The sequence below is a fragment of the Nocardia sp. 2TAF39 genome, from assembly GCF_052114905.1.
Taxonomy (GTDB): domain Bacteria; phylum Actinomycetota; class Actinomycetes; order Mycobacteriales; family Mycobacteriaceae; genus Nocardia.
Genome location: NZ_JBFRFQ010000047.1, coordinates 1 through 25,094, shown reverse-complemented (window position 1 = coordinate 25,094; position 25,094 = coordinate 1). Strand labels below are relative to the sequence as shown.

25 protein-coding genes are annotated in these 25,094 nt (G+C 66.0%); 13 read left to right on the top strand and 12 right to left on the bottom strand.

Annotated elements, in window-relative coordinates; translation table 11 throughout:
- Positions 1–18: 18 nt before the first annotated feature.
- A complete protein-coding gene (locus tag AB4Z47_RS24640; protein ID WP_441953982.1) occupies positions 19–1,230 on the bottom strand; it encodes an FAD-dependent monooxygenase in 1,212 nt (403 codons plus the stop codon).
- A gap of 74 nt (positions 1,231–1,304) precedes the next feature.
- Here AB4Z47_RS24640 and AB4Z47_RS24635 point away from each other — a divergent pair, with 74 nt between their 5' ends.
- Together AB4Z47_RS24635 and AB4Z47_RS24630 are read left to right on the top strand one after the other, a co-directional pair.
- A complete protein-coding gene (locus AB4Z47_RS24635) occupies positions 1,305–1,877 on the top strand; it encodes a TetR/AcrR family transcriptional regulator (protein WP_441953980.1) in 573 nt (190 codons plus the stop codon).
- Positions 1,878–2,080: 203 nt separating this feature from the next.
- Positions 2,081–2,461, top strand: coding sequence for a hypothetical protein (locus tag AB4Z47_RS24630; protein WP_441953978.1), 381 nt, complete (start codon positions 2,081–2,083; stop codon positions 2,459–2,461).
- Between the two features lie 338 nt (positions 2,462–2,799).
- On the opposite strand, the gene AB4Z47_RS24625 is transcribed toward AB4Z47_RS24630, so the two are convergent.
- From AB4Z47_RS24625 to AB4Z47_RS24610, 4 genes are all read right to left on the bottom strand, one after another.
- Positions 2,800–3,531, bottom strand: a complete 732-nt coding sequence (locus AB4Z47_RS24625; protein WP_441953976.1) for an alpha/beta fold hydrolase — start codon at positions 3,529–3,531, stop codon at positions 2,800–2,802.
- Between the two features lie 43 nt (positions 3,532–3,574).
- Positions 3,575–4,540, bottom strand: a complete 966-nt coding sequence (locus AB4Z47_RS24620) for an alpha/beta hydrolase (RefSeq protein ID WP_441953974.1) — start codon at positions 4,538–4,540, stop codon at positions 3,575–3,577.
- A gap of 54 nt (positions 4,541–4,594) precedes the next feature.
- The gene (locus AB4Z47_RS24615) at positions 4,595–5,311 is read right to left on the bottom strand and encodes an alpha/beta fold hydrolase (protein ID WP_441953972.1); all 717 of its coding nucleotides are present in this window, start codon (positions 5,309–5,311) and stop codon (positions 4,595–4,597) included.
- 105 nt (positions 5,312–5,416) lie between these two features.
- Positions 5,417–6,433 carry a GlxA family transcriptional regulator gene (locus AB4Z47_RS24610; protein WP_441953970.1) on the bottom strand — a complete coding sequence of 339 codons (1,017 nt, stop codon included), beginning with the start codon at positions 6,431–6,433 and terminating at the stop codon, positions 5,417–5,419.
- A 78-nt stretch (positions 6,434–6,511) separates the two neighbouring features.
- On the opposite strand from AB4Z47_RS24610, the gene AB4Z47_RS24605 reads away from it, so the two are divergent.
- Both AB4Z47_RS24605 and AB4Z47_RS24600 read left to right on the top strand, forming a co-directional pair.
- A complete protein-coding gene (locus AB4Z47_RS24605; protein ID WP_441953968.1) occupies positions 6,512–7,126 on the top strand; it encodes a TetR/AcrR family transcriptional regulator in 615 nt (204 codons plus the stop codon).
- A 401-nt stretch (positions 7,127–7,527) separates the two neighbouring features.
- On the top strand, positions 7,528–10,635 hold the full coding sequence (locus AB4Z47_RS24600) for a BTAD domain-containing putative transcriptional regulator (RefSeq protein WP_441953966.1): 3,108 nt from the start codon (positions 7,528–7,530) through the stop codon (positions 10,633–10,635).
- Between the two features lie 274 nt (positions 10,636–10,909).
- Here AB4Z47_RS24600 and AB4Z47_RS24595 read toward each other — a convergent pair whose 3' ends face one another.
- Positions 10,910–12,433: an amino acid permease gene (locus tag AB4Z47_RS24595; RefSeq protein WP_441953964.1), complete on the bottom strand. Its 1,524-nt coding sequence runs from the start codon at positions 12,431–12,433 to the stop codon at positions 10,910–10,912.
- Positions 12,434–12,984: 551 nt separating this feature from the next.
- Between AB4Z47_RS24595 and AB4Z47_RS24590 the strand changes: the two genes are divergently transcribed.
- Together AB4Z47_RS24590 and AB4Z47_RS24585 are read left to right on the top strand one after the other, a co-directional pair.
- Positions 12,985–14,166, top strand: a complete 1,182-nt coding sequence (locus AB4Z47_RS24590) for a hypothetical protein (RefSeq protein ID WP_441953962.1) — start codon at positions 12,985–12,987, stop codon at positions 14,164–14,166.
- Positions 14,167–14,288: 122 nt separating this feature from the next.
- Complete coding sequence (locus tag AB4Z47_RS24585; RefSeq protein WP_441953960.1) at positions 14,289–14,690, top strand: nitroreductase family deazaflavin-dependent oxidoreductase; 402 nt, start codon at positions 14,289–14,291, stop codon at positions 14,688–14,690.
- Between the two features lie 111 nt (positions 14,691–14,801).
- Here AB4Z47_RS24585 and AB4Z47_RS24580 read toward each other — a convergent pair whose 3' ends face one another.
- The gene (locus AB4Z47_RS24580; protein ID WP_441953958.1) at positions 14,802–15,296 is read right to left on the bottom strand and encodes a MarR family winged helix-turn-helix transcriptional regulator; all 495 of its coding nucleotides are present in this window, start codon (positions 15,294–15,296) and stop codon (positions 14,802–14,804) included.
- A gap of 60 nt (positions 15,297–15,356) precedes the next feature.
- Here AB4Z47_RS24580 and AB4Z47_RS24575 point away from each other — a divergent pair, with 60 nt between their 5' ends.
- Positions 15,357–15,728, top strand: a complete 372-nt coding sequence (locus AB4Z47_RS24575) for a VOC family protein (RefSeq protein WP_441953957.1) — start codon at positions 15,357–15,359, stop codon at positions 15,726–15,728.
- A gap of 414 nt (positions 15,729–16,142) precedes the next feature.
- On the opposite strand, the gene AB4Z47_RS24570 is transcribed toward AB4Z47_RS24575, so the two are convergent.
- The 5 genes from AB4Z47_RS24570 to AB4Z47_RS24550 form a co-directional block, all read right to left on the bottom strand.
- Positions 16,143–16,481: a TauD/TfdA dioxygenase family protein gene (locus AB4Z47_RS24570; RefSeq protein WP_441953955.1), complete on the bottom strand. Its 339-nt coding sequence runs from the start codon at positions 16,479–16,481 to the stop codon at positions 16,143–16,145.
- On the bottom strand, positions 16,478–17,299 hold the full coding sequence (locus tag AB4Z47_RS24565) for an ABC transporter ATP-binding protein (protein ID WP_441953953.1): 822 nt from the start codon (positions 17,297–17,299) through the stop codon (positions 16,478–16,480). The genes AB4Z47_RS24570 and AB4Z47_RS24565 overlap by 4 nt, the downstream gene beginning before the upstream one ends.
- Positions 17,286–18,320 (bottom strand): taurine ABC transporter substrate-binding protein, encoded by a 1,035-nt coding sequence (locus AB4Z47_RS24560; RefSeq protein ID WP_441953951.1) that lies wholly within the window; start codon positions 18,318–18,320, stop codon positions 17,286–17,288. Before AB4Z47_RS24560 ends, AB4Z47_RS24565 begins: the two co-directional genes overlap by 14 nt.
- Positions 18,317–19,159, bottom strand: a complete 843-nt coding sequence (locus AB4Z47_RS24555; protein ID WP_441953949.1) for an ABC transporter permease — start codon at positions 19,157–19,159, stop codon at positions 18,317–18,319. The genes AB4Z47_RS24560 and AB4Z47_RS24555 overlap by 4 nt, the downstream gene beginning before the upstream one ends.
- Before the next feature lie 405 nt (positions 19,160–19,564).
- The gene (locus AB4Z47_RS24550; protein ID WP_441953947.1) at positions 19,565–20,347 is read right to left on the bottom strand and encodes a helix-turn-helix domain-containing protein; all 783 of its coding nucleotides are present in this window, start codon (positions 20,345–20,347) and stop codon (positions 19,565–19,567) included.
- Between the two features lie 77 nt (positions 20,348–20,424).
- Here AB4Z47_RS24550 and AB4Z47_RS24545 point away from each other — a divergent pair, with 77 nt between their 5' ends.
- The 6 genes from AB4Z47_RS24545 to AB4Z47_RS24520 all read left to right on the top strand — a co-directional run bounded on the left by AB4Z47_RS24545 (position 20,425) and on the right by AB4Z47_RS24520 (position 24,651).
- Positions 20,425–21,423, top strand: a complete 999-nt coding sequence (locus tag AB4Z47_RS24545) for an alpha/beta hydrolase (RefSeq protein ID WP_441953945.1) — start codon at positions 20,425–20,427, stop codon at positions 21,421–21,423.
- Positions 21,341–21,958, top strand: coding sequence for an ATP-binding cassette domain-containing protein (locus tag AB4Z47_RS24540; RefSeq protein WP_441953943.1), 618 nt, complete (start codon positions 21,341–21,343; stop codon positions 21,956–21,958). The genes AB4Z47_RS24545 and AB4Z47_RS24540 overlap by 83 nt, the downstream gene beginning before the upstream one ends.
- A 260-nt stretch (positions 21,959–22,218) precedes the next feature.
- Positions 22,219–22,380 (top strand): hypothetical protein, encoded by a 162-nt coding sequence (locus tag AB4Z47_RS24535; protein ID WP_441953941.1) that lies wholly within the window; start codon positions 22,219–22,221, stop codon positions 22,378–22,380.
- Positions 22,381–22,382: 2 nt separating this feature from the next.
- The gene (locus AB4Z47_RS24530; protein ID WP_441953939.1) at positions 22,383–22,607 is read left to right on the top strand and encodes a hypothetical protein; all 225 of its coding nucleotides are present in this window, start codon (positions 22,383–22,385) and stop codon (positions 22,605–22,607) included.
- A gap of 5 nt (positions 22,608–22,612) precedes the next feature.
- On the top strand, positions 22,613–23,245 hold the full coding sequence (locus tag AB4Z47_RS24525; RefSeq protein ID WP_441953937.1) for a glyoxalase: 633 nt from the start codon (positions 22,613–22,615) through the stop codon (positions 23,243–23,245).
- A 752-nt stretch (positions 23,246–23,997) separates the two neighbouring features.
- A complete protein-coding gene (locus AB4Z47_RS24520) occupies positions 23,998–24,651 on the top strand; it encodes a nitroreductase (RefSeq protein WP_441953935.1) in 654 nt (217 codons plus the stop codon).
- Positions 24,652–25,094 lie beyond the last annotated feature (443 nt).

The following is a 25,094-nucleotide window of genomic DNA, read 5'->3' as shown; positions in this document are numbered from 1 at the left end:
GAAAGTGCCCTTGGTCGGTCACCTCGGGAGGTCGTAGCTCTCGGCAGGAATGGTGCGGGCGACCTTTTGCGGAGCACCGCCGATCAGCCCGCGCCAGGGCAGATACGGCAGCAGCCGGACGTTCAGGTTGCGGAACCGGATCATTGCCCTGCTGGGCGGTGCGTACCAGGTGCCGACGCCCTGGGCGAACTTCTGGCAGGCATCGACCATCGGGCGCATCTGCTGCTCGTAACGGCCGCAGGCAATCGTGTGATCGCCTGCGGCAGCGCTCAATTCACCCGCGAGGACATAGGCTCCGACGAGAGAGAGGTCGGCGCCCTGACCCGATAGTGGTGAAGCGCAATATCCGGCGTCACCGACCAGCGTGACCCGCCCCCGTGACCAGGTATCCATACGGATCTGGGCCATGGCGTCGAAGTAGAAGTCCTGCGCCCCATCGAGGTGCTCGAGCAGGCGCGGCACCTCCCACCCCTGGCCGGCGAAGGTGTCTGCGACGATATTCTTCTGCTGGGCCACGTCGTGGTAGTCGTAGTCGATCGGATCCGACGCCCACGCGAAAATCGCCTTTGCCTCGGTGTTTTCGCGGGCACTGTAGCTGCCGGCGATCGTTCCGGGAGTGTTGTAGTCCAGCTCCCAGCGGTCGAGTTTCAGCACGTTGGGAAGCGTATAGATCGAGATGTAGTAGCCCATGTGCTCGACGAAGTCGGACTCGGGACCGAAAACCAGCTTGCGCGTGTGCGAGTGGACACCGTCGGCGCCGATGACCAGGTCGAAAGTGCGCGGTCCAGCGTGCTCGAAGGTGGCGTGGACACCGTTGTCGTCCTGGACCAGCTCAGCGATCGAGTCGCCGAAGATGTATTCCACATCGTGACAGGTCGCGTCGTAGAGCACCTGAGCCAGATCCCCACGCTGAATCTCGGTGTCACCATTGGCCCCGACACCGTTGAACGTCTCGCTGCTGATGGCGGCCCGCACCCTGCCGTCCGCATCGACATAGGACGTGCCGCGCTTGCCGGTGCTCATCTCGTGCACCCGCTCCAGCAACCCCATTCGGCGTACCACCTCGGTGGCCGTGCCGAGCACGTCGATGGCCTGGCCGCCCTCGCGCAGGGTCGGTGACTTCTCGACGATCGTCGGGATGAAGCCGTATCGCTTCAGCCAGAACGCCAGTGTGGGGCCCGCGATGCTGGCGCCGGAGATCAGGACGTTTCGGTTGGTCATCTGCCGCATGCCCGGAACTGTACATATGTCTTGCGCAGTTGCACAATACATATGTCTTATGCGCATGCGCTAGGTTGATGTGCATGGGAAATCGAGAAGATCTGCTGACCGGCGCGCGTCAGTGCCTGTTCGACAAGGGCTACGCCCGCACCACGGTGCGGGATATCTCGACGGCGGCTGGCGTGAGCATGGCGGCCATCGGCTACCACTTCGGCACGAAAGAGGCATTGCTCACGGAGGCGCTCGCCGAGGCCACCCGCGACTGGGGCGCCGATCTCGAACGCATTCTTGCCGATTCACCTGCCACCAGCACCGATCCATGGCAGGGCTTCGCCGATCGCTGGGACGTGGTGCGTGACACGATCGCCGCGCATCGCGGCGTCTGGTCGGCCACCTTCGATGCCCTCGGTGATCCCGAGGCGCGGGAAAGGCTCGCCGCCAACCTCCAGGAGGCCAGATCAGGCCTTGCTCGGCTGCTCGACGGCGGCGACGAAACCGACGCCGACGCCGCCCGAACCGCCGGCGCCTTTTACCAAGCCCTGCTCACCGGGTTCGCAGCCCAATACCTCATCGACCCCGACAACGCACCAACCGGAAACGAGCTCGCCGAAGGACTCCGCCGAATCACCACCCAGGCCGTTCGACCGTCACGGTGAACGCGCCGCCGGCTACCGTTCGGCGCGCACCGGTCGCGGCAGCCCGTAACGATCACCGCCCACCGTCCGACGGAGGATCGTCGACTCACCCTGCGCCCTCGTTACGGTGCGGCAGCAGTTGCGGTTCTACCAGCACAACGTCGGATCGGCCCGCCCTGCAAAACAGATAGCCGAGTCTCGGACCCGCCATCTAACATCGCGCAATGGCTGTCAACCGGCGCCGTCGAGTCCTCACTGTTGTTACGTCGCGGTATCTCTGGAAGACCTACCATCAGCACCTACATGGCTGCGAGGAGGTCCTGCGACTCCGGCGACTCGGGTCGGTGGCCGGCCTGACGCTGGTCTTCGAACCCGGCGACCGGCGCATGATCCCGGACGGTGGGACGTCCGCGGCCGGTGTCGTCCGGCTCGGCGACCGCAGGCTGAACCTGAATGAGCCCGGCGTAGTTCGTGCGTTCGTCGACGCAGCCGTCGATGCGGGTTGGATGGCAGAGGCTCGCACCATCGGTCGCCGCGACGGCTGGGATCTGTTCGACGACGCGTATGCCAAATGCGCGACTTCCGCCGACAGGGACGGCAGGTGACGTCACAGGTCGCCGACACTCCGTCGAGCTGGACTGACTCGATCGGGACCAAACCTCTGATCATGGCAGGCCACAAATCACACGGCGATCAGCTGTCGAACAGGCACGCGCCCGGTGTAGGGCGAACCGTGCGCGTCCGCACCGTTCGGCACCCCACCCGAACGCGCGCATCTGCCGATGTGCACGTGCCGACTCGGCAGGCTTGATCGACTACCGGTGCTGCCGGGCGCACGTGGTCTGTGCGGCCGCGCAGCGGGGAGACCTCGCATGCCGCGCGGCCGCAATTCCTGCTTTCACGTCGAACGTGACTGTGGCGCCGCCTCTCCTGGAGTGTTCGGCTATTTCTTCGCCGCCAGTGTGATCAGGTCACTGACAGCGTTCGGAGTGGAGACGGCGACTGCGTGTGAGGCCGCGATTTCGATGGTGTGGGCGTCCGCGCGGTCCGCCATGAACCGTTGTGCCTGGATCGGGATGTTTCTGTCCTCGGTCGTGAGTAGGGCGAACGCGGGGATGGACCGCCATGCTGCCGCGGTCGCCGGTTCCTGTAGTGCGGCGAGGGTGACCGGCCGTTGGGTCGCGGCCATCAGCTCGGCGGTCTCGGCGGGGACGTCGGCGGCGAATTGTGCGGGGAATTCCTCTTGCCGGATATAGAGTTCGGTGCCCGTACCAGCGTCGGGTAGGCGGTACTGCGCCGGACGGGTGGTCGGTCCGAGCGTGGAACCGGGGTACTTGTCGGTCAGTTGCAGCGCGCTTTCGCCCTCGGCGGGGATGAACGCGGCGATGTAGACGAGCGCTGTCACGTTCTCTTTCGCCGCGGCGGCGACGGTGATGACGCTGCCGCCATAGGAGTGCCCGACGAGGACACAAGGGCCTTCGATGCTGTCGAGGACCGACCCTACATAGGCGGCGTCACTGTCGAGGCCGCGCAGCGGGTTCGCGGCGGCGATGACGGAATATTCCTGTGCGCGTAGCTCTCCGATGACTCCGTTCCAGCTGGACGAGTCAGCGAACGCGCCGTGGACCAGCACGATGGTCGGCGTCGCGGACGAGGTGGGGGGTTCGGTGCTCACGAATGTCTTCCTTCGAGTCGATCGAGGTAGGGCAGCGCTCGGGTCAGGCCGTGTGCAAAGCGGTCCGCAGCACCGCGACAGCTTGGGCGACAGCGGCTTTGGCGGCATGGGTGTCGTGCATCGAGTTGACCATGACGAAGTCGTGGATGATGCCCCCGTAGCGCGCCTGGATCACGGGGACGCCTGCGGCACGCAGCTTGCCCGCGAAGGCTTCGCCCTCGTCACGCAGCACGTCGGCTTCGGCGGTGATGACCAGCGCTGGAGGAAGCCCCGCGAGTTGTTCGGTGGCGGCGCGCAGCGGCGACGCGGTGATCTGCGCGCGGTCTTCCTCGCTGGTGGTGTACTGATCCCAGAACCATTGCATGCCCTCGCGGGTCAGGAAGTACCCTTCGGCGAACTGCCGGTACGAGCCGGTGTCGAAGTTGGCGTCGGTGACCGGATAGAACAGCACCTGCTGCGCGAATGCGACATCGCCGCGCGCCTTGGCCATGAGCGTCAGCGCGATGGCCATGTTGCCGCCGACCGAGTCGCCCGCGATCGCGATCCGGGACGGGTCGAGCGCTTTCTCGGCGCCATGGGCGGTGACCCACTGGGCGACACGGTAGGACTGCTCGTTCGCGACGGGGTATCGCACGTCCGGGGAGCGGTCGTATTCGGGGAACACCACGGCCGCGTGCACGCCGACGGCGAGATCACGCACGAGGCGGTCGTGGGTGTGCGCGTCGCCGAACACCCAACCGGCGCCATGCGTGTAGATGATCACGGGCAGGGTTTGGGTGACGCCCTGCGGCTTGACGATCCGGGCCCGCACCGACCCGGTCGGTCCGCCGTCGACGGTGATCCACTCTTCATCGATTTCGGGCTTGTAGATCGGCGAGTCCTGCACCGAGTCCACGGCTTTGCGGCCCTCTTCCGGGGGCAATTGGTAGAGGAAGGGGGGCTGCGAGGTCGCGTCGACGAACTCCTGCGCCGCCTGCTCCAGCGAGATGTTCAACGGATTTCCTGTCATTGTCGTTCCTTCCGATAGGGAGTGAATGTGCTGTGGATTTGCGGATTCGGAGAATCAAGCCAGTTCGTCGACGGCATCGGTGATTACCCTGGCGACCTCGTCGGGATGGGTTTGCATGACCAGGTGCGGCGCGTCGATCTCGACGATCGTCCGCAGCGCTGCCCGCTGGTATCCGAACCGTTCGACGTCGGGGTTGATGGTGCGGTCGGCGCTCGACACGATTCCCCAGCCCGGTTTCGTCTTCCACGCCGCCGCTGACGCGGGCTCGTTGAACGCGATCGCCGATAGCGGCCGCTGGGAGACCGCGAGCACCTGCGCCTTCGCGGTATCGAGGCCGGCCGCGAATACTGCGGGGAAAGCGTCGATGTCGACCGAGACGTCGGTTCCGGGCTCGCCGTCGCCGATCGGGTACGGCGTGTAGACGAGGTTGGCGGCCAGGTCGGAGTCCGGGAAACCGCCCTGTAGTTGTCCCAGACTCTCGCCCTCTTCCAGGGCATAGCCCGACACATAGACCAGGCCGACGACGTTCTCGGCGACTCCGGCCACGGTGATGACCGCGCCGCCGTAGGAGTGCCCGGCCAGTAGCACCGGTCCGTCGATCTGCTCGACGACGGATCTGATGTAGGCCGCGTCGGCGGATAGGCTGCGGTTGTAGACCGGTGGCGCCACGACCCGGTGACCCCGAGCGAGTAGCCGCTCGGTGACAGGGTGCCAACTGGAGGCATCGGCGAAGGCGCCGTGTACGAGAACAATGGTTGTCGCGGAGGACATTGAATTCCTAATCGCTCGGATCGGTCCGGATGGCGCTGCGCCGCCCCCAGTTTCCATCGAGCAACCCTCGCCGCGCCCCTCGCTACAGGCCGCGTAAACCCCCGATCAGGACACGGCTGCCTCGATCGACGGTTCGAACACGGCAGCTGAGCCGGTAGACCGGAAACGCTGCTGGTACTTGCGCGGGGAGATGCCGAGCCGGGCCACGAACGCGCGGCGCAACGCTTCGCCGCTGCCGTATCCGGCCGCCATCGCGGCGTCGGTGACGCTGTGCCCGGCATGCAGCATGTCCCTGGCGACCCCGAAGCGGATGAAGGCGACGTATTCGGCAGGCGATCGTTCGAGTTCGGCGCGGAAAAGCCGCGTCAGGTGTCGGACGCTGACCTGGGCATGGGCGGCCAACGTCTGAACTGTGTGCGGGAACGCCGGGTCCGCGCAGATCAGGTCGACGACCTTCCGCACGAGCGGGCTGCGCGGCGCCGGTCCGCTGAGCGACGCAGAGAACTGGGATTGCCCGCCGGCGCGCTGCATGTGCACCACCAGCAATTGCGCAACACGGCGGGCGACGTCGGCACCGTAGTCCTCCTCGACGAGGGCCAGTGCGAGATCGACACCGGCCGCGACACCGGCCGAGCTGTACAGGTTGCCGTCGCGCACGAAGATCGCGTCCGGTTCCACCGCGACCGAGGGGTATCGCCGCGCGAGGTCCGCGGCGAATTTCCAGTGTGTTGTGGCGCGTCTGCCGTCGAAGAGGCCGAGATCGGCCAGGACGAAGGCGCCACTGCAGATCGAGGCCAGCCGTCGCGTGTGCCAGGACAGGTGCCGCGCCGCCGTGATCACCTCGGGGGTCACGAACTTCGTCGGCGGCAGCTCGCTGCCGGGGATCACGACCGTGTCGAAACGACCGGCGTCGGCGGCCGCACCGCTCACCTCGATCCGTGCGCCGATCGAGGTCTGCACGCTCCTACCGTCGGCTGAGACCAGGACCACCTCGTAACCGGGCACGGTCTGGTTGGCCTCCACGAAGACCTCTGCGGGGCCGACGAAGTCGAGCATCTTGACGCCGTCGAAGACCAGAATGCCCACGCGTCGGCGAGGCGGCTCTGCGAAGTTGGGGGCCATGTCAACCAGTATTCTGGAGTCACGACTCCAAAACAAGCGGTGTGGGCGACCTCGCACGTCGATTGGTACGGTGAGCGCATGGGACGGCCGCGACAGTTCGACGAATCGGGCCTGCTCGACGCCGCCACAGAGCTGTTCTGGTCGCAAGGTTTCGACGACACATCAGTGGAGGATGTGTCGCGCGCGACCGGTGTCGGAAACGGCAGCATCTACGCCGCCTACGGCAATAAACGTGGCTTGTTCCTGGCGACGTTCGAACGCTACTGCATGCGCCGCGCCCAGTTCGTTCGCGATGCCATCGTTTCCGCGCCCGGCTCGGCGCGCGCCGCTGTGCGCGCGCTTTTCCAAGCGGTCATCGATGACTGTGCCGCGCAGCCGGATCGGCGCGGATGCCTGATGATCAACAGCATCGCCCAACTCGGCACCCGGATCCCCGAAGTCGTCACCATCGGCACCCGAACCACCACGGCAATGGAGCAGAGCGTCGCCGAACTGCTACACCAGGCTGCACGCCTCGACAATGGCGACGTCGACGAGGCCGTCCTCTCGGCGCACAGCGCCAACATCGTGGTCGTAGCACAAGGACTGATCCAACTGAGCCGCTTGGGAATTCCCAGGCGACGGTTACGCGAAATCGCCGATGTCTCGAGTCAGGCGCTGCCGGCGGCTTGGGCCGATCATGTCGTCCACTGACCATCCGGTGTGATCCGCGGGCTGGGGGTCCGTACTCGAAACAGCTTGTAACGCGTAACGGCTCATGCGGCGGTGACATATATGACTTAAAGGAATTCTTCCATTCGCCGGATTCGGTCCAGGTACAGTACGTCATCCCGGGATAGTCGACCCGTCAACAGCTCGTGCAGCCCATGCCGATGGCCGGATATTCGCGCGACTTGTTGTCGTCGCGCCGGTGACAGAACTTGAGAGGCATGTTCGGTGGATGCTGGCCCGGGTTGCGAAGCGCAGAACTTGCGACCCGCGCTGGATCACCGCCCATGTGATCGGGGTCAGCGGCGGCACCGCCGTCAGTCCCGCGCTCGGCACCCCGTGGACCGGGCAGCCGAGGAGACGGCAACGCGGGCATACTGTCGAGCGTGCAGTTCGGGATTCTCGGTTCGATCGAGGTACGCCGCGACGACGGGAGTCCCGTCGCCGTCGGCGGTCCGCAAGTACGGTCACTGCTGGCCCTGCTTGCGCTCGAGGTTGATCGGATCGTGCCGCGAGAACGGCTCATCGACGGCCTGTACGGCGAAGATCCGCCGGGCGACGCCGCGCATGCACTGCAGTCTCAGGTGTCGCGCCTGCGCCGTGCGTTGCGGGCCGCGGGCGGCGCCGGCGACCTGGTCGAGTCGTCGCCGGCCGGTTACCGCCTCGCGGTCGATCGGCGGCAGGTCGACGCGCACCGGTTCGGCCGACTCGTCGAGGAGGGCCGGAATGCGTTGTGCGACAGGGATCCTGCGGCGGCGGCGACGCTGCTGGACGAGGCCGCTGCCCTGTGGCGGGGTGCGGCACTGGCCGATGTGGCGGACGCCCCGTTCGCCGCGGCACAGATCACCCGGCTGACCGAGGCGCGGCTCGCGGCGCTGGAGGACCGGGCGGCCGCGTCGCTGGCACTGGGCGACCACAACGCAGTGGTATCCACGCTCCCGGAACTGGTTGCCGCGCATCCGCTGCGCGAGCGGGCGCGGGCGCTGCTGATGCGCGGCCTTTACGGTGCTGGTCGGCAAGCGGAAGCGCTGGAACTGTTCGAGCAGGGGCGGCTGCTGCTCGCCGACGAACTCGGCGCCGATCCGGGGGCCGAACTGGCCGAAGCGCACCTGGCGATTCTTCGCGCGGACGCCGCGCCCACCCCGGCGGTGCGGCGGCTACCCGCCCAGTTCACCGGTTTCGTCGGCCGCGAGGAGGAACTGGCTCAGGTGGCCCGGCTGCTGGCCAAGTCCCGGCTGATCACGCTGACCGGTCCTGGCGGGACCGGCAAGACTCGGCTGGCGCTGGAGGCCGGCGCCCGGGCCCAGGGTGAGGTGTGCTTCGTGGATCTGGCGCCGCTGACCGACGGCGCCCAAATCGTACCGGCGGTGGCCACGGCGCTGGGCGGGCGCGATGCGGCCGCGCATGCGGGAAGCCGGCACCGGGATGCCGAGAGCCGGGTGTTGGCGATGCTCACCGATCGACCACAGCTGATCATTCTCGACAACTGCGAGCATCTGGTGCTCGATGCCGCGCGACTCACCCATCGGCTGCTGCTGGCCGCTCCGGGCCTGCGGGTGCTTGCCACCAGTCGGGAAGCGCTGCGTATCACCGGCGAAACGGTCTTCCCGGTCGGGCAGCTGCCGCTGGCCTCCGCCGACGCGGCGCTGGCCGATCAGCTCGCGTGCGCAGCCGTCCGGTTGTTCACCGATCGGGCCGCCGCGGCACGTCCCGGATTCAGCGTGGACGCCGGAACGATCGGTGTGGTGCGGCGGATCTGCGCCCGGCTGGACGGATTGCCGCTAGCGCTAGAACTTGCTGCCGCCCGGCTGCGCACCCTCGAATTGGATGCGATCGATGCCCGGCTCGACGACAGATTCCGGCTGCTCGCCCGTGGCGACCGCACCGCCGAGCCCCGCCACCGCACGCTGCAGGCGGTGGTCGAGTGGAGCTGGGAACTGCTCGATCCGGCCGAACGCCTGCAGGCCAGGCGATTCGCAGTCTTCGCCGGCGGTACCACTGCCGCGACCGCGGCACGCGTGTGCGAGCTCGACGACGCCGATGAACTGCTCGACAGCCTCGCTGACAAATCACTCCTGGAGGCGCGTGGCGGACGGTATCGCATGCTGGAGACCGTCCGCGAATTCGCGTTGCGGCAGCTGGCCGACTCCGGTGAGCACGACCACCTGCTACGCGTCCACGCCGAATACTTCGCCCGTCTCGCTGAACACGCGGATCCGCGACTGCGTGGGCGCGACCAGTTGGACTGGCTGGACCGGCTGGCGGTCGAACATGACAACATACAGGCGGCGCTACATTGGGCGGTCGGTGCCGATCCGCATCTGGCCGCGCGGCTCATCGCGGCACAGGCGTGGTACTGGTGGCTGTGCGGACGCACCGGCAACGCCGTTGAGCTGGCTGATCGGCTACTGCCCCAATTGGATCCTGCCGCATCGGCCGAGAACTACGGGCTGTGCGCTGCGGTCGCGGCCAGAGGCGGCGATGCGCGGACTGCGATCGCTTGCGCGACTGCGGCCGTGGCCGGATCCGAAATCCCGTTGCAGCGGCCGCACGTGGTGTTCCTGCTGGCGATCGCCGGAGGCAGGATCGACGCCGAGCCGGAGCGGCAGCTGTTCGGACCCGATTCGTGGTCGCAGTCATTTCTGCATCTGGGCGAGGGGCTTCGTTTGCTCATGTCCGGCCGTCCGCTCGAGGCCGAACCCGAATTTCGCTCTGCTCTCTCGGGTTTTCGTGACACGGGGGATCGGTGGGCGATCGCGACGACCTTGGACAAACTCGCCGCCGTGGCCGACGGGCGCGGTGATCGGATCCGCGCGCTCGACTTGATCGACGAGGCCGTAGCCCTGAACACGAAGCTGGGCACGGTCGACGACACAGCCGATCTACTCATCCGTCGCGGCGATATTCTCGCCAACAGCGAAGGCGCGCAGCGAAATTCGGTCGCCGCCCAGGACGCCTATGTGCGCGCCGCCGAGCTGTCCCGATCGGTCGGCGCAACGGATATGCACGCCAATGCGATTCGCGGACTCGGAGACCTGGCCCGGGCGACGGGCGACCGTGATGAGGCGCGCGAACTGTATCGCGCCGCACTGACACAGTGCCCCGGGGGACTGGCCGGTGCCGATACCCGGGCTCGCATCCTGATCGGGCTCGGCTGGACTGTCGTCACGGACGGAGATCCCGCGCAGGGGCTCGCGGCGCTCCGAGAGGCCTTCGAGCTCGCGTTTCGCCACCGGTTGCGGCTGGTGGCGGCGAGCGCGACCGAGGGACTGGCGGCGGTCGCCGCCGCGACCGGCGAACCGTGTCGGGCGGCAACGCTCCTCGGCGCAGCCGAGACGCTCCGCGGTCCGGATTCGGCAGGCGATCCCGAGGTCGCGTCGGTGACCGCGCGATGCCGCGGTGAACTGGGGGAGCAGGAATATCTGGCGGCCTACCACCGCGGCGTCGGATGGACCGGTGTAGAGGTGTCCGCGCTGCTCGGTGAGTGGTGGTGAGCTGATGGTGGGGGTGCGGGAGCGTCGCGGCTGACGCTGTCCACATGACTACGGCACCACAGCCCATCATCAAACCGCTGGGGCGGCCCGCGAACGTCATCGACCTGGCCGACTACTGACAGTCGATCACGAATTCGGGCATCGGTCGGGTGGCGTGCGGCTCGGTTCTCGTCGCGATTCGACACCACTCGGCCGGTGGGTCGATGGCGGCCACCTGGCTGGGTCGGAGGAGACGTCACCGTATGGCCACGACTGTTGGTCCGGCGAATTTCGCCTACTGCTCGTCGAGAATCACCGCCGGGGCGCCGCCGTCGCGCGTGCTCGCCGGCCGCTCGGCCAGGATCGGAAACTGACCTGTGATGCCCTCGCGTTCCTGCACAATGGCCACTACCCGCTTGCGGGCCAGGAACCAGCCGCCGACCAGCAACGGAACCATGACCACCACTGTGGCGATCACTGAAACGCGCTGCACTTCGTCGTCACTGAAGGCCATCAGCGCGACCACCCCCGCCAAGAACAGCAGCGTCGCCACGCTCGTGTAGGGCGCGCCGATCAACCGGAACTTCGGACGTTCCATCCTGCCGCTGCGCGACCAGCGCCACAACTGCAGCTGGCAGACCATGATCGCCGACCAGGTCGAGATGGTGCCCAGAGCCGACATGTTCAGCACGATCTCGAAGACCTTTTCCGGCACCACTACATTGAGCCCGACGCCGATCAGCGCGATCGCGCCGGTCGCGAGAATGCCGACATAGGGCACACCACCCTTGGACATGCGCGACGCCACCGACGGCGCACTGCCGTTCATCGACATCGAGCGCAAGATCCGGCCGGTCGAATACAGGCCCGCGTTCAAGCTGGAGAAGGCCGCCGTCAGCACCACCAGGTTCATGATCGAACCGGCGCCTCCGACACCGAGTTTCGAGAAGAAGGTGACGAAGGGGCTCTCACCGGCCTTGAAAGCCGTGTAGGGCAACAGCAGTCCGAGTAGCACCAGTGAACCGACATAGAACAGCGCAATGCGGGCAATGACCGAATTGATGGCCCGCGGCATGATCTTTTCCGGATTTTCCGCCTCACCAGCCGCTGTTCCGACCAATTCAACTGCGGCATAGGCGAATACGACTCCTGTTGTGACGGTTATCAGTGGTATCAGACCGGTCGGCAACAACCCGCTGTGGTCGGCGATCACACTCACACCGGTGTGCTCCCCCTTGATAGTGAACCGGCCGGCCAGGAAGACTGTGCCGACGATCAGGAAGGTGACCAGTGTGACGACCTTGATCAGCGCCGCCCAGAACTCCACTTCGCCGAACCAGCGCACCGAAATCAGGTTGACGGTGACCACCAGGGTCAGCGCCACCAGCGCGATCAGCCACTGCGGAACCGCTTCGAAGGCTCCCCAGAAGTGGACATAGGTGGCGATGGCCGTGATGTCCACGATCCCGGTCGTGCTCCACTGGAAGAAGGACATCCACCCGACCGCGAAAGCCAGCTTCTCACCGTAGAACTCGCGGGAATACGAGACGAACGATCCGGAGGAGGGGCGATGCAGCACCAGCTCGCCCAGCGCCCGCAGGATGAAGAACACGAACACGCCGCAGACGGCGTACACCAGGAATAGTCCGGGACCGGCGCTGGCCAGCCGACCGCCCGAGCCGAGAAACAGTCCGGTGCCGATGGCGCCGCCGATCGCGATCATCTGTAGCTGACGCGGGCGCAGCGCCTTGTGGTAGCCCGCATCGTCGGCATGCGGTACATCCACTGGCGCATCGGACGGAGGTCGAACTGTTGTCATAGCGAAGACCCACTCACGTGATGGCGACCATATCAATGTGTAATGTACCGTCATTCAACGGCACGTTCAATAGCGGTGGGGGATCGGTGCTAGAGGCTGGCAACGCGACGAAACAGCTTGGCGTACGGTGCATTCGAGATGCGGATGTGCCTGGTTACGGCCGGTTCGGTGTGTTGTCGCGAGTCGGTCAGGAGCGGTTCTTCCCTCTGGCAGACGCGGATCGGTGACTGATTGCGGCGCGGTGCCGTCGAAGTCAACAGCCGTCGGCCCCATGCGGGCGAGCAGCTCCGGTCGAGTGGCTGGTTCGAAAGGCGGGGTGAGTATGAACCGGAGTGGATTGTGGCCGTCCAGTCCGAGTGAGACAGCACGTCGCTGTCCCTGATGCCGCACCGTCATCGGAACGCACTGTCATTGCCGACACGTGAGCGCCCACTGGACCTCGACTGTCCGGTGTCGTTCACACTGGGAGCGTGAGAACACCCAGTGGCGGATTCCCGCGGCGTCGGATGCGACTGTTGCCTGGCCCAGTGCTTGTATCGATCACTTGCGCAATGGATCTCGCCGGTCTGATCGTCGATGACAGCCTCGCCCAGGTATCGCCACACCGGGACCGCCCACCAGATCTGAACGGGTGGCACGTTCGTCAACCACCCGGTATCTGGCGAATCGAATCCGAGGTGATCGAAGAGCGAAACGCGGAAATCCGAAGGCTGCGAGGGAAGGTGATCTGGGGCCGAGAGTTCCAGCTGGGGCAGGCGGGACTGTTGCAGGAGAACGGCGCGGAGTCTGTGAGGTTGGCGACGGACGGCACAATCTCTTGTACCTACGAGTCACGCCTCGATGGGCATCGCTCCGCAGGTGAGTTGATCGAGACATTGCGATCTTCCCGTGAATCAGCGAGAACACGTTTCCGGGAAACCGTGCTCGACCTGTTTCCCGACACACGGGCAGTGTCAGCATTTCTCGACGGTCCGAGCGCGGCGCCCGTGCAAGCCGACCTGATCGAAGCCGAATCCCTGGATTCGTCGATGTTCGACTACACACTGATCGCGGTTCGCGACTTCGAGGACCCACGGGAGCGAAAAGTATCTCTCGACACCGTCTTGGCGTCACCTGAGCTGGCCGGGATCTTCAATGAGACACCGTGGTTCACGAGCTACGGTGACCGTCATCGTGAATTGGTCGAATCCCAGGCCATGGGCTACCGGAAGGACGAGTTGTTCCTCGTGGGCCGGAAATCGTCGGTGATCGTGTGTGAGCGAATCTGGTCTGCCGACGACACTCTGCGCATGTACTTCGAAGACCTGGTTCTGCTTGTCCGACATTACTTGTCCTGCCGCGCTCACCTTCGACAGTTACTGACGACCACCCGTTCTCGGCTGTCCGTTGATCAACTCGGCAGCAGGTCGTCTGAGCGCATCGCACACGACATGCTGGTCTTGCGCCTCGAACTGATGAAAGTCCAATTGGCGCTGGACCAGCACACCCTGATCAATCAGGGCTTCACCCGTACGCTTGCCGAGCGGTTGCGGTGGGAACTGGGCATCGACACATCCGTGCGTATGGTGGAGGACTGGCTCTCCACCAGTGAAGCCATCGAATTGCGGGAGTCGATCGATGCGGCCAAGCGGTCCATTGCGCTCGCCGCCCGGAATAATATTCTCCAGACCACAGCCGTCATACTCGCGATCGCGGCGCTCGTCGCTACAGTGGTAATCGCTCTCGCCAGTTGACACAACAGCCCCGGTAGCTCGGTGCCCGGTGAATCGAAAAAACTCCGGGTCCGGGCAGTTGTCACCGGGTCTGCGACGGTCTTCCTCCGCGGGCGGGAATTCAACACCTGAGGAGTTCTGCAATGCCGGCTCCACGATGGATCGCCAACGCCAACCGGATCGGGCTCAACCGGATCACGAAGTTCATTGCTCCCTGGGCGCCCGGATGGGCGGTGGTGATACATCGTGGGCGTAAGTCCGGTCGGGTATTCCGTACACCGCTGTGGGCTTTCCGGCGCGAAGGCGGGTACGTGATCGCACTGACGTACGGTCCCGAGTCGGATTGGGTGCGGAATGTTCTCGCTGCCGGTGGTTGCCAGCTCGAGGCCGGGCGGCGGCGCTATGAGGTCGATACCCCTCGCGTGTACCGCGACGAGAGCGCAAGCGACATGCCGCCGTTCATCCGGTTCATGCTTCGCGCGGTGATCAAGGCGCCGGACTTTCTCAGCGTCAATGTGGTCCGTGAATCGATGTCTGCGCACTGAACTGCGGGCGAGCGGTGTCGAGGGCAGCAACTGCGCTGCCGAGCCGATGTCAACCGTGATCGGGCCGATGTCCTTCCAACGCAGATGCCGTTGGGTCCACTGGCGGGTTCGTCATGGGCCTTCCCCGGTCGTATGTGCCGGTACCGGGGGCTGCTCGCTAGTTGTGCGGGTGAGTGCGGCGGCACAGGCAGCGAGATCGGCGTGGAGCCGGCGTTGATCTGCCGCTGTCAACGGCGTGAGCATTTGCTGCTCGACAGCGCGGACAGCGACGCTCGCGCTATGCAGGTGCTCGCGTCCGGCGGCGGTGAGCTCAGTGGGCAGTGCTCGCCCGTGCGGTGCGCTCGTCGGCCGGGTGACCAATCCGCGGTCTTGCAGGCCGCGCAGCACCCCATTCATGGATTGGCGGGTGACGAAGGTACCGCGGGCGAGTTCGGCGTTGGACAGGCCGGGGCGCTGACCGAGCAGTTCGAGGCATGCGTACTGCGGAACCGTGAGTGCCAGCGGCCGCAGCGCGGCGTCCATCTGCGCACGCAGCGCGGCGGCGGCTTGTTTGAGGACGTAGCCCACCGACGCTTCGAGCTGTCCGACTGGTTCCCCTTGACTCATGTCAATATCTTGACACACAATGGGCGTGTCAATGTCCTGACATCACTATCGGAGGATCGCATGACCGTCACCGGACCGGATTTCCTTGCCCTGCAGGTTCGTGACCTGGACCGCTCGGCCGAGTTCTATGAAACCCACCTCGGGCTGCGCCGACTGCCCGCCAGCCCACCCGGCGCCGTCGTATTCGACACGAGCCCCGCCGCCTTCGCGGTTCGTGAGCCGTTGCCCGGAGTCGACCTGGACGCCGCATTCCCGAGGCCGGGGCTGGGGGTTGCGCTGTGGCTGCATGCCGAGAACGCCCAAGCCGTGCACGACCGGCTCGCCACTGTCGGCGTCCCGATCCCGGTGGCGCCGTTCGACGGGCCCTTCGGGCGCACGTTCACCTTCACTGATCCCGACGGCTACGCCGTCACCATCCACGACCAGACCTGAAGCCGGCAAGGTAGTCGCTGATCTCAACGTCTTGTCGACACCGGCGAGTGGGGTGCGCGGCAGATCTCCGCGACCGGCGGGCAGCACCGAAGCGTGGAATTCGTCCGGGTTCGTCTCCGCCGCAAGGTGATCGGCCCGATAACGTGACGACCCGCCCATACCGCGCATGGACTGAACCGATCATGGGTGGGGGCGGTCGTCACCGAGCCCCGACCGCAACACGGTCCCGCGGGCCTGCTTCGCGGCGTGCACGGTGCCGGTGGGGTTCTTCCTGGCCGCCACGATCAACCTGCGCTGCCAGCGCAGTTCGTGGGAGTCAAGGCCGGTTCGGAGCGTTCGGGCGTGCCAATGTGCCCGTGATCAATGTGGCGAGGGTGGGCTCGAGCGCGGTGGGCATGTCGAGTCGAAGTGCGGTCAGGGTGGAGTCGGCCTGGTAGGCGGCAAGTGCCACACGTCCGCGAATCCGTTGTCCTGGCTGTCGAGGGCGTAAACCTCTGGTGGTACAGCACCGCTGTCGTGCACCGGGTGTCCCGCCGTCAATTCGCCGAGCCGACGACCGAACTCGATATGCGCGGCGTCATCGAGACGTTGATTGCGCAGAATCAGCAGCTTGTGTTCTGTCAGCGCTGCGCGCAATGCCGCTATCTGCTCACGGTCTGTCTCGCTGACGTCGACACCGGTCACCTCCGCACCGAAATCAGGTCCCAGCGGCGTGAATTCGAGATCGCCGTGCACCCGGGTCGCCGTAGTCATGCCGCTGCTGCTTTCACCGCGCTCGCGACCTCGCGGCGTAGTTGTGCGAACCGTGCCGAGGCCCGCAGTTCATCGGGGTCGACACCGGTGCGCGGCAGGTCCACCGGCAGATCCAGCGCGATTTGCCCCGGTCGTCTTGTCAGCACCACGATCCGGGAACCGAGGAATACCGCCTCGTCCGCGCTGTGGGTCACGAACACGTTCGTCCTTCTCGATTCCGCGCTGACCAGACGTAGGTCGTCCTGCAACCGATCCCGCGTCAGCGCGTCGAGCGCGGCGAACGGTTCATCCAACAGCAGCAGCGAGGTGTCCGCGGCCAGGGCACGGGCGATCGCGACACGCTGCTGCTGGCCCCCGGAGATCTCCCACACCCGCCGCGCGGCAGTATCGCCGAGCCCGACCCGGGCCAGCAGTTCATCACGGCGCGCGGCCCGCCGCTCGCGCGGCACACCGGCATACTTCAGTGCGAGCTCGACATTGCCGCCCACGGTCTGCCAAGGGAAGAGACGTGGCTGCTGGAAGACCACACCGGAACCGACGCCGGGCACGGGTGCGGCACCACCCACCTCCACCTGCCCGTCGCGGACCGGTTCGAACCCGGCCAGAATACGCAGCAGGGTGCTTTTACCGCATCCCGAAGCCCCCACCAACACCAGGAATTCGCCGGCCGCGACGTCGAGATCGATCGGCCCCAGCGCGGTGACGGTTGCCGCGGAGCGACCGTATCGATGCGTCAGATTCCGGATCCGGATGCCGCCGGCCTGTTCCACTGCGGCGGGATCTGCTGCGGGCGTGGCGGTCACTTCAGCCGAGGACATTCGGTAATCCCTTCACATACAGCGCATCTCGATACACCGACAACGGCGGCACCGACGAGATCTGCTGCTGGGCGGCCAGGAATTCCGCGGCACTATGTAGGTTGGCGGCCACGTTGCCCGGTACCGTCTCGGTGCCGAGCCACTCCGGGCTGGTCAGCTGCTCGGTGCTCAAGAACACCCCTTGGCGCAACTGAGCGGCCGCGGCGTCGGGACTCGTACCGATCTGCGCGGCCACCGCTTCGGCGGCCTGCTCGGGCGAATCCCTGATGGTTTGCAGTGCGCGAGCCTGTACGTGACGCCAGGCGTCGACGACGTCCGGGTGCGCCTGTGCGAACTGTTTCGACACCACGCCGAGATCGAGGGTCGGCTTGCCCGCGGCAGCCAGCTCCTTGCTGGTGATCAGTGTCTTACCGGACGCGCGCAACTGGTCGAGGGTAGGCAGCCAGGTGTACACCGCATCGACATCGCCGCGCTGCCAGGCAGCCAGCGACGCCTGCGGCTGCAGATCGATCAGCTGCACGTCCGATGCGGTCAGTCCCGCGCGTGTGAGCGCCGCCAGCAGACTGTAGTGGGAGGTGGACGCGAATGCGGTCGCTACCCGCTTGCCGCGCAGGTCCGCGATCGATTCGACACCGGTGCCGGTGCGCGCCACCAAGGCCTCGTTCTCGCCGGCCACATCGAGCACGAACGCCACCTGATAGGGGATGTTCAACGGTGCGGCCAAGCCGCGGGCAACCGGACTGGAGCCGATGGCACCGAAGTCGATCTGCCTGGCGAGGAACGCTGTATTGACGTCGGCGCCGGAGTCGAACTTGGTCCACTTGATGTTGTAGCCGGGCAGCGCCTCCTCGAGCCACCGGTTGTTCTTCACGATCAGATCGCCGCTGGGAAAGGACTGGTACGCCAGGCGAATGGTGGGTTTGTCGGCGTCCTGCCCGGAGTGATTGATCGCGCAGCTCGACAGTCCGAGCGCGGCCACCCCCACCAGCGTCGCAATCGACTGCAGCAGTTTGTGTTTCACAGTTTCCCTCTCCACGGGGCGACGCGGCGTTCGAGCAGACGCAGCAGTGCGTCGATGAGCAGGCCGGACCCGCCGATAGCGAAGATCCCGACCAGCACCACCGAGGTGTTGTTGTAGTTGCTGGCGTCCTTGACCAGGCCGCCGATACCGGGCATACCGTTGAACAGTTCGGCAGCGACTACCGACGAGTACGCGATACCGACCGCGATCCGAATACCGGTGAACGTCTCCGGGACGGCGGCGGGCACGATCACATCGCGGATGACCTGACCTCGGGTGGCGCCGAGCGCTCGGGCCGCTTCGATCAGCCCGACCGGCGCGGCCAGCACCGCCGATGTGGTCGCGACGGCGGTCGGCGGCAGCGCGGCCAATGCGAGCAGGGTGATCTTCGGTGCCTCATCGATGCCGAGCCAGATCACCAGGAGGAAGAAGTACGCCAGCGGCGGCAACGCACGCAAGAACGTCAGCCACGGCTCCAGCAGCCGCCGTAACCAGCCGACGGTGCCCATCGCCAAACCCGCCGCCGCCCCGACGACGACACCGACTCCCACGCCGGCCAGCACCCGCCGCAGTGTCATGTACATGTGCTCCCACAGCAGGTAACCCTGATAGCCCCGGACGCCGTCATGCGTGGTCGAGGTCTCGACGAACGCGTGCCACACCGTGGACGGAAACGGCACGAACGTCTCGTTCCAGATGCGGCTGGCAGCCACCAGCTGCCACACCACAACGAACACGGCGACCGAGGCCAGCGGTAGCGACACCCGTAGCAGGCCGCGCAGCCTGGGTCCTGCCGTACCAATCCCCTCGACAGTGCTGCGGTCGACAGAGTTGGACATGGAACCACGACTTTCCGGATGGGACGACAACGCGCGCAGCCGGACGCCGCCACGCACCGGTTAGTGTTCCCTTCTGCCGCATCCGAGGACAGCGTTGGAATCGGCGTGGTTGGAATCCCGTTGCCGTACTCATCACTCGAGTCGCGGTCCGATCCGGTGGGCTTCGCGGAGTTCGACCCGAACCGCGACAACGGCATCGCCTACCGGCTGCGCCTGCCGCAAACGTGCGTGTCGGTCGAACTGCACCAGTGGCCCGGCATCTTCCACGGGTCGCAGGCGATCCTGTCCGCGAGGTGTCGCAGCGGCAGATCACCGAACTCGCCGCGACGCTGCGCCGTGCCCTGGCCGAATGAGGCTCACGGCACCGTAGCTCGCCACCTTGGAACCGTCCGATTTATCGAAACATCAAGGTGCATGCGAGGTCCCGAGATCGAAACGGATCCCGGAGCGCAGCAGCGCGGTGGCGGACAGTCCGAACATGCCGTGGAAGGTTTCGCTGAAGTGGGACGGGGTAGCGAAACCGGCGTCGGTAGCGCTTCGGGTGAGATCGCGGCCCGCCGCGGTGTCGCGGAGCGCGTGGATGACGCGGGCCCACCGCTGATAGCCGCGGAATGTGGTGCCGTACTGCTGGACGAACACGCGGAGGAAATGGGAGGTGGACAGGCCCAGGTTCGCGGCGATCGTCTCGGCCCGGAACATGCGATTCGGGTCCCGGCGGATCGTGGCGGCCACCCACTCGATCCGCGGATCGGCGACCGGAGCGGGACCGGCGACGGCCCGAGTGAAGATTCGGTCCGGATCCACGTCATCTTCACGGCACAGCTCGACGAGCTCCTGTTCCCGTCGGTGGCCGAGACCGTACGGCCCGGCGGTCGCCGTCATCTCCTCCGCGATGGCTGTGGCGGGCGCACCGGCGGGATCGACGAACAGCAGCAGGATCCACTTCCCGGGGGCGACGACACGGTGCACTGTGCGGGCGGGGGCGAACGAGCTGCCGGTGCGTATCTCCCCGTGGGCGGCGGTCTCCAGGACGAACGGCCCGTCCAGGCCGACGCTGAGCACCGCGACCGAGACGGAATGCGGGTCGACGCCGAGCTCCGGCCCGATGTACCCGACATGCCCCGGCCGCAGCCACACCATCGGCGATATCGCCGGACCGCATATTTCCGAAAGCGCACCCACGGTCACTCCTGCCAGGGTATCCCTACGTCGCTCGGAAGACAGCGGCCGACCAAGAGCAGCACGAACAGCCCGGAGGGCACATCATGCGAGGCAAAGTTCCACCCCGAGTTCGACTTCTGGCCGCACTCACGCCCCAGCCGGACTGGGCTTCGATCACCCCGGATCAAGTCATCCAATTGCGCGAAGCGCAGAACCGCAAACATCGGTCCGCGCTAGTCAGGCTCGCCACCGGTAAGCCCGATCGTGGCGTACGAATCAGCACACACGCACTCGATCTCCCGGGGCGTCGGCTGAACGTCCGCGTACACCAGCCCAGGCGGGGAGGTTCGGCGGTGCCGCTGATCATCGCGTTCCACGGCGGCGGATTCATCGGCGGCACACCGGAGCAGGACGATTGGCTCCTCAGCCACCTGGCGGCCAACTGTCCCGCTGTGGTCGTCTCAGTCGACTATCGGCTGGCGCCCGAGCATCCCGTGCCCGCACCCGTCGAGGACGCCTACGACGCGGTACCCCGCGTCGTCGAGCTGGCCCCGGTGTGGGAAGCCGATCCCACCCGGATCGCCCTGTTGGGGTCCAGTGCGGGAGCCACGCTCGCGGCTCTCACCACGATCAGGGCGGACGAACTAGGACTGCCGGTGCGCACCCAGGTACTGATCAATCCGCAGCTCGACTGGACCGACCGCGTCTTCGAGTACCCCTCGTTCACCGAGAACGCGGACAGCCCGACCGCGACACCGGCCAATTGCCGCACGGTGCAGCGTATAGCGCTTCCCGAATCGTTCGACCCCCGTGCGATTTCACCGTTGGAGAGCGACAACCTCGCGGGAATCGCCCCTGCCCTCATCCAGGCCGCGGGTCTGGACCCGCTGGAAGATCAGGCTCCGGCCTATGCCGACCGCCTGCGACAGGCGGGAGTCGCCGTGACGCTGACCCGCTACCCGGAAGCGGTGCATTCCTTCCTGAGCATGCCGGGCCTGGTTCCCGCGGCCCGTCCCGCACGTGCCGAGATCCTCGCCCACCTGCGCGGCCACCTGGTGGAGCGCCGGTTCACGACGAGATCGACGAGGACAGCAGAGCGCTGACCACCGTCGACGTTGCCACGGCGAGGGAGCAGTCCCCACCATCGTCGGATGCCGATTCGGCGGCGGGACAGAGCGTGACAGGGTTGCTGCGCCCTGGCCTGGGGAGTTTCGCCGCCGTGATGATCGTGCAGGTCATCGGTGCTGTCGCGGGCCTTGCGCCGCTGCTGGCTGTCGTCGAATTGGGTCGAACTCTGTTGTCGCCCGACCCGATCGATCACGGTCATGTCCGGAGCGTCGTGATCGCGGGTGCGTTCGGCTTGTTCGTTCGGCTGCTGTTCACGGCGGCATCGTCGGGAATCGGGCATGTTCACGACGGCCGGGTGGAATTGGTGTTTCGTCGGCAACTGACCGAGCGGCTGGGGCGGGTACCCATCGGCTGGCTCTCCATCCGCCGCACCGGCGAGTTGGCGAAGGTGGTGGGGGAGGACGTCAACTGTCAGGTGGGGAAGCGCAACGGGTCTCGCTTGCCCGCCCACTGCTCACCGACGCACCCGTGCTTGTGCTCGACGAGGTGACCGCCTTCGCCGACCCGTAGGCCGAACAGGCTGTGCGCCACTCTCTTTCGACGCTGGCGGGTGATCGGACGATTCTGGTCATCGCCCACCGGACGAAGACGGACGCCGACGCCGACATCGTCGTGGTGCTGGAGAACGGGTTGATCGTCGAGTGTGGCAGGCCCACCGAACTGTTGGCGCGGAGCGGAAAGTTCGCCGAGTTCTGGCGATCGCACCGATCCGCGAGCACCGATGGGATCGAAGCCCCCGTACTGCAAGGAGATGAGCTCCGAGGATTCGAATGCTGCTGCACGTGCTGGGACATGAGCACGCCCAGCCGGAGCGTCGCACCATGACGCTGATGACGATCACCGCGGTGGTTGAAGTTTTGTCCCGCATTTCTGGCTCCGGTGTTGCGGCCACTGTTCGGGAGCGCGCCGGCGGACGCGTGGCCCCTGGCTGATCATGTTCGGCGTCGCGGTCGCGGTGTACGCGACGCTGCGCTACACGTGTGACCTATCCGGTTTCCGCGCCGCGGGGGCGATGTTGCGGGATGTGTATCACCGTTTCGGCGATCATGTGGCTCCGCGCCGGGGCGCGGTGGTGCGGATGCTGTCGTGCGTGGCGAAACAGGTGAGCAGAACGATCAGGAATCGAGAAGCGTCGGGCACCGAGCAGCAATTAGCGTGACTGCCATGAACAGCACCGAAAACCAGACCTCTATCGAGTCCGTCATCCTCGAAGTGCCCGACACCGCGGCCGCATCGTCTTTCTACGATGCCGCGTTCGGCCTTGGCGACAAGGTGCGCGTCCGCGCCTCCGAGGCGCCGACGACCGGCTTTCGTGGCTTCATATTGTCGCTCGTGGTGTCTCAGCCGAGCACCGTCGACAGCCTCATCGGCACCGCTCTCGACGCAGGCGCGACGACGCTGAAGCCTGCCAAAAAGAGCTTCTGGGGCTACGGGGGCGTCGTCCAGGCTCCGGACGGGGCGATCTGGAAGGTCGCGACATCGTCGAAGAAGGACACCGGCCCGGCCACCCGGGAGGTCGACGATTTCGTGGTGCTGCTCGGGGTCGACAACGTCAAGGCGACCAAGCAGTTCTACGTCGACCGCGGACTGGCCGTGGCGAAGAGCTTCGGCAGCAAGTACGTCGAGTTCGACACCCCACCGTCTTCGGTCAAGCTGGCGCTCTATGGGCGCCGTGCCGCCGCCAAGGACGCCGGCGTCCCGCCGGAGGGCACCGGGTCGCATCGGATCGTCATCGGCGGCGATATCGGTCCCTGCACCGACCCGGACGGGTTCGCATGGGAAGTCGCTCCGGTCTGAGCCAGTTGGTCGGTCTGTTTGCACCGAGCACACGGACCGTTGCTCCGCAACTATCACCGTCTCGTTGCGGTGGTCCCAAAAGTCGTCTGCACCAACATCTTCAGACGAGAAGCGGGGTCGAGATCCGTCTGGAAGTGGTCTACTGGCAGACGGGTGGGGCTGGTGGCCCGGTGCACCAGGAGCGCACTCGCCGACGGTTTGCGGTGAGCCGGGCCGAGGCGCTGTCGGCCCACGCTGCCGGTGGTGCCGTCTGTCGTTCGGCGAGTGCTCCATATCCCGGGTGATCACCCAACCGCCGGTAATTCGATCCCGCCTGCGTGGCAACAGCGGTATCGTGAAGAGCGGCGTGCGGTCGCAGTCGGGCCGACGCGGTGAGGATAGCGGAGCTGTTGCACCTCCGCGGTTGCGTAAGACTCGACCGACTTCGCAAAACGACATTTCTGGCTTGTGGAAAAGAGTCGTACTCATGACTGGTCGGATCGCCGCTCATAAGATTTCCTTCCACAACGGCTCCCGCGGCGACCTGTCGGATGATTTTTCTCGTTGTTCTCGGATCCGAGACGTACCTATAGTTGCGCGTTCTACGACCTATCGGAGGTTGCAGCCATGACCGACCGCCAAGATCCGCCAGTCCCCGAGCACGGATTGATCCTGACGAATTTCTCGACTGTGCGCGACGTGACGCATTCCCCTCGTCCCTCGACGCTCGCGTAGCGGACATTGCCGCCTTCGACCAGCCGGTAGGGCCGACAATGTACGACCTGGAAGACGCAATCACCGAGCGCCGATCGACGCGGCTGTTCCTGCGGGACAAGCCGGTACCGCGGGAACTCGTGAACGAAGCGCTCACACTCGCGATGCGTGCGCCATCGAACTCGAACGTCCAGCCGTGGCACGTCGTCTTCGCATCTGGTCCGGCACGGGACCGCCTGGTGGAGGCCCTACTCGAGGATGCTCGGACCGCACCACCGAGGGTGCCGCGACTGCCCGACGCCTTCGCGCACATTCGGCAAGAACTCGGCGCCACAGTCTATGGATCAATGGGCATCGCCCGCCACGACGTACGGGCCAGACGAATCGCGGTGCTGCGCAACTGGGAATTCTTTCGTGCGCCACTGGCGGGCATTATCTGCATGCACCGCGAACTGGATTACGTCGACGCCATGGGCGTCGGAATGTTCCTGCAGACACTGCTGCTGGCCCTCACGGCGCGGGGGCTCGCCACCTGTGTTCAAGTCGCGATCGCCGGATACCCCGACACCGTGCGGAGCCAACTGGGCATTCCCGACGAGATGCGGATTCTCTCCGGCCTTGCCATCGGTTACGCCGACCGCGAGTTTCCGGCGAACGCGTTGCGCGTGCCGCGAAATCGCGCCGACCAGCACGTGGTGTTCATCGACGATTGATGCCTCGCTCGCGACAGCTGCCCGATGACCGCTGGTGGAACGGGCGCGTTCACACCGAGCGCCGTCAGGTTGTGTCAGGGTGCCGTCCGAGCCTGACGGCCGTACCTGTCGTCGAACCGGATGATGCCCTCGCGCCGACCGGGAGTCGGCTGTAGACGCTTCGACCATGATCACGTCAGTTGTCGTGGTCACCCGGTGCACCGCCCCGGCCGGGATGTGAATGACGTCGTCCGGGCCGAGCTCCTCGTTGGTGAGCTCGGTCAGACGAGCGGCTGAAACCCTACTGCACAATCAATCTAGTGTGTCGGTCCCGAAATTGCAGCTCTAATTATCTATGGTGTTGGGGTGGCGGGTTTCGGGCGTAGTGATGTCGAGTTCGTACTGGCCGGTGACGAGCGGGACCAGCTTGTCGCATGGTCGCGGGCGGAGTCGTCGCGGTTGGC